The 279-nt window shown below is 44.4% G+C and carries 1 tRNA gene; it reads right to left on the bottom strand.

Features of this window, described 5'->3' with window-relative positions:
• Positions 1-72 (bottom strand) — tRNA-Gly (locus AAEY62_RS22055).
• Positions 73-279: the final 207 nt, after the last annotated feature.

The following is a 279-nucleotide window of genomic DNA, read 5'->3' as shown; positions in this document are numbered from 1 at the left end:
GCGGTACACGAGGCTCGAACTCGTGACCTCGACCTTGGCAAGGTCGCGCTCTACCAACTGAGCTAGTACCGCATTTTTATTTCTGTAGTTATTTAGTTATTTAGTTATTTAGTTATTTAGTTATTTACGTTGGTGCGCGACAGGTCGCGTTCAACATTCTAGCAACTGAGCTAGTACCGTATAACTAAATTTACTATCACTACAATTTCTTTTGGTTAGAAATTGGAGCGGTACACGAGGCTCGAACTCGTGACCTCGACCTTGGCAAGGTCGCGCTCT

This window comes from Pseudoalteromonas sp. GW168-MNA-CIBAN-0100 (assembly GCF_040309225.1).
In the GTDB taxonomy this organism is placed as follows: domain Bacteria; phylum Pseudomonadota; class Gammaproteobacteria; order Enterobacterales; family Alteromonadaceae; genus Pseudoalteromonas; species Pseudoalteromonas arctica.
This window is presented reverse-complemented; position numbering and strand designations above follow the sequence as displayed.